This window comes from Pedobacter sp. 01T416_2, assembly GCF_056398925.1.
This window is the reverse complement of sequence record NZ_JBFTQI010000793.1, coordinates 1-2,631: the sequence shown is the minus strand read 5'-3', so window position 1 is coordinate 2,631 and position 2,631 is coordinate 1. Positions and strand designations below refer to the sequence as shown.

The window sequence follows — 2,631 nt, the reverse complement described above, 5'->3', positions numbered from 1 at the left end:
CTGTATCACTATCCCTATAAGAATATGGGTTATAGAAATTATAAGGGTTTAACGCGCTTGCGTAAACACGTACATTACTTACTTTAACTTGTTCGAGCCAGCGCTTAGGAAGAGAATAATTTAACTGTATGCTAGCTAAACGCATTCTAAATGAAGAAACCTTCCAGAAATTTGATGTTGGACTTAAGCTTGTAGCTTCCCAATTTGGGTTTGGCATAGTACCTGTTGGGTTTAGGATGGGATCATAAATATCGCCCCAGATCTCAGGCACACTTGCAAAAGTGCGTGAAATAGAATTGTTCATTTTTTTACGGGCATCGATTTCCGACCATCCCCCAAACGAACCTGAAATTACCGCCTCTATTCCTATTCCTTTATAATTTGCTTTTAATGTTGTTCCGTAACCATAATGGTTGGTGGCTTTTTTTGATAACTGTACCTGATCATTAAAGTCAATTATACCGTCTGGACCTGCAAAAGATCCATCAGGCTGTAAAGGTCCTCTAACATCTCTATAATAGAGCATGCCTGGCTTTAAATCTTTGGCCAACACTGCTGATCCGCTACCGGCAGCACCTGGATTTACGGAGGTAATTTTGTACTGACTTAAATAAGCATCGATTTCTTGCTGATCTTTAAACATGCCTAAATAATCATAACCCCATTTACCAACGTCAGATGAAGTTCCATTACGTGGATTCCAAGGATATAGAACATCATTTGCATTGTAATCTGCTTTGATTACTTTATTATCTGACCAAGCAAACCTAAAATCTACGCCATAACTAAAATCCTTGCCAATTTTATCGTTCCAACCAATTCCCAGTTCGTAGCCAAAGTAATCTGCTGTAGCATAATTTTGTGAGGCTACTGAACCACCAATCGTGATTGGAATATTAGATGTTACCTCTGTTAAAATATTTGTTGCGTGATTATAATAACCATCCAGAGATAATGTAAGTCGGTTTTTTAAAAATTTAGCATCAATACCCACGTTATTTTTAAGCTCGTCGCTCCAGGTTGCATCAGGGTTTGGAGATGCTTCCATTTTATAACCTGCAGTTGCATTTCCATCTCCACCAAATACTGCTCCTTTACCATCCTGGAAGGTGTAACGCTGTCTCCATAACCAGGCCTTAGTTTGGTCGTTACCTAATAAACCTATTGAGTACCTTAGTTTTAAGAAGTCAATACCAGGTACTTTAAAAAAATCTTCTTCTGAAATTACCCAGCCCAATGAGCCTGAATAGAAATTACCCCAATAGTTACCCGGTGCAAATTTGGTAGAAGCATCACTTCTAAACATAAATTCTGCAAGGTACTTATCTGCGTAACTGTAGTTTGCTCTTGCAACATATGATAGTGATCCTCCTTCTGATTTTGTAGTGCTTCCGTCTATCGCGCCGGTTGCTGAGTTAAACTGGCCATTCGTTTGTTGGATCGGATCTGCTTTAAATACAACCTCATTATTAAAGGCTTGCTCAGATCTTTCTACCGTAGCTAAAGCACCTATCGTATGTTTTCCGAACGACCTGTTATAGGTTAGCACAAAGTTTGATTGTGTTGAACTTTGTGTCGTATTGGAATAATATAACCGATTACCATTAGAAGCAACAAGAGCTGTTGGTAATGTTGCCCCGTCGTAAATATGTTCATTAGTACCTAATTTTTTAAAGGTGTAAACATTATATTTTGTTCCGATCTGTGATCCATTGCTACTACCCATATTTCTAGAATATGCAGCTCTTGCACTTAGACCTTTAACGAAGGGAATATCGTATTGAGCATTTAAATTTATCGTAAAGTTGGTATTTCTGGTATTCGCCAGATTGCCTAATTTTTCGATTTCGTAGAAATGATAGGTAGAAAAATCATTAGTGGTTCCCGGTAGTTTTACAGGATATCCATTAATGTACATCGGCACGTAACGAGGCGCAAGGATGAGGTTCCTGTAATCGTTGTCATCTAACTCACTACCAATTTTATTGAATGTTTTAATGAGTTCGCTATTGTTTCCTGAAACCTGCAAACCAACCTTCAGATTGGTTGCCACCTTAATATCGGCACCTGATCTAAAGTTCCAACGTTTAAAATCAAGACTCGAAAGGTTTCCATCTTGCTTGTAATAAGCTACATCACCGAAATAGGTTGCGCGGTCTGTACCTCCGGAGATACTTAAAGTGTGTTTCATGTTATAGGATGATTTCCAGGCATCTTCTAACCAATCGTAATTAATGTTTTTAAAATGCTCTAATTCGTCCTGACTAAAAAAACTATCAGCTGCTGAAGCGCCTGTTGGATTTACATTAGCTCCATTCGGTCCGTTCATAATGTTATAATACATCCCAAACTGATAGGCGCTCATCATTTTAGTTCGGTAAGCTTCATCATTAAAGGCATACGAGCCGCTATAACTGATGCGTGGAGGTCCGATTTTACCGCGTTTAGTTTTTACTAGTACTACTCCATTACCTGCTCTTGTACCATAAATAGCTGCAGATGCATCTTTTAGGAAAGATAAACTTTCTATTTCAGAAGGATCCAGGTTATTAAAGAGTGTAGCATCAGGTTGTCCGTTTTGAGGATTGATCTGAATTACATCATCAATTACATATAGCGGGTCTGTAGAAC

1 protein-coding gene is annotated in these 2,631 nt (G+C 38.4%); it reads right to left on the bottom strand.

Going from position 1 to position 2,631, the window contains the following annotated elements; genetic code table 11:
* Positions 1–2,631, bottom strand: a 2,631-nt coding sequence (locus tag AC1DPQ_RS24170; RefSeq protein WP_477611127.1) for a SusC/RagA family TonB-linked outer membrane protein, incomplete at both ends; no start/stop codon positions are given.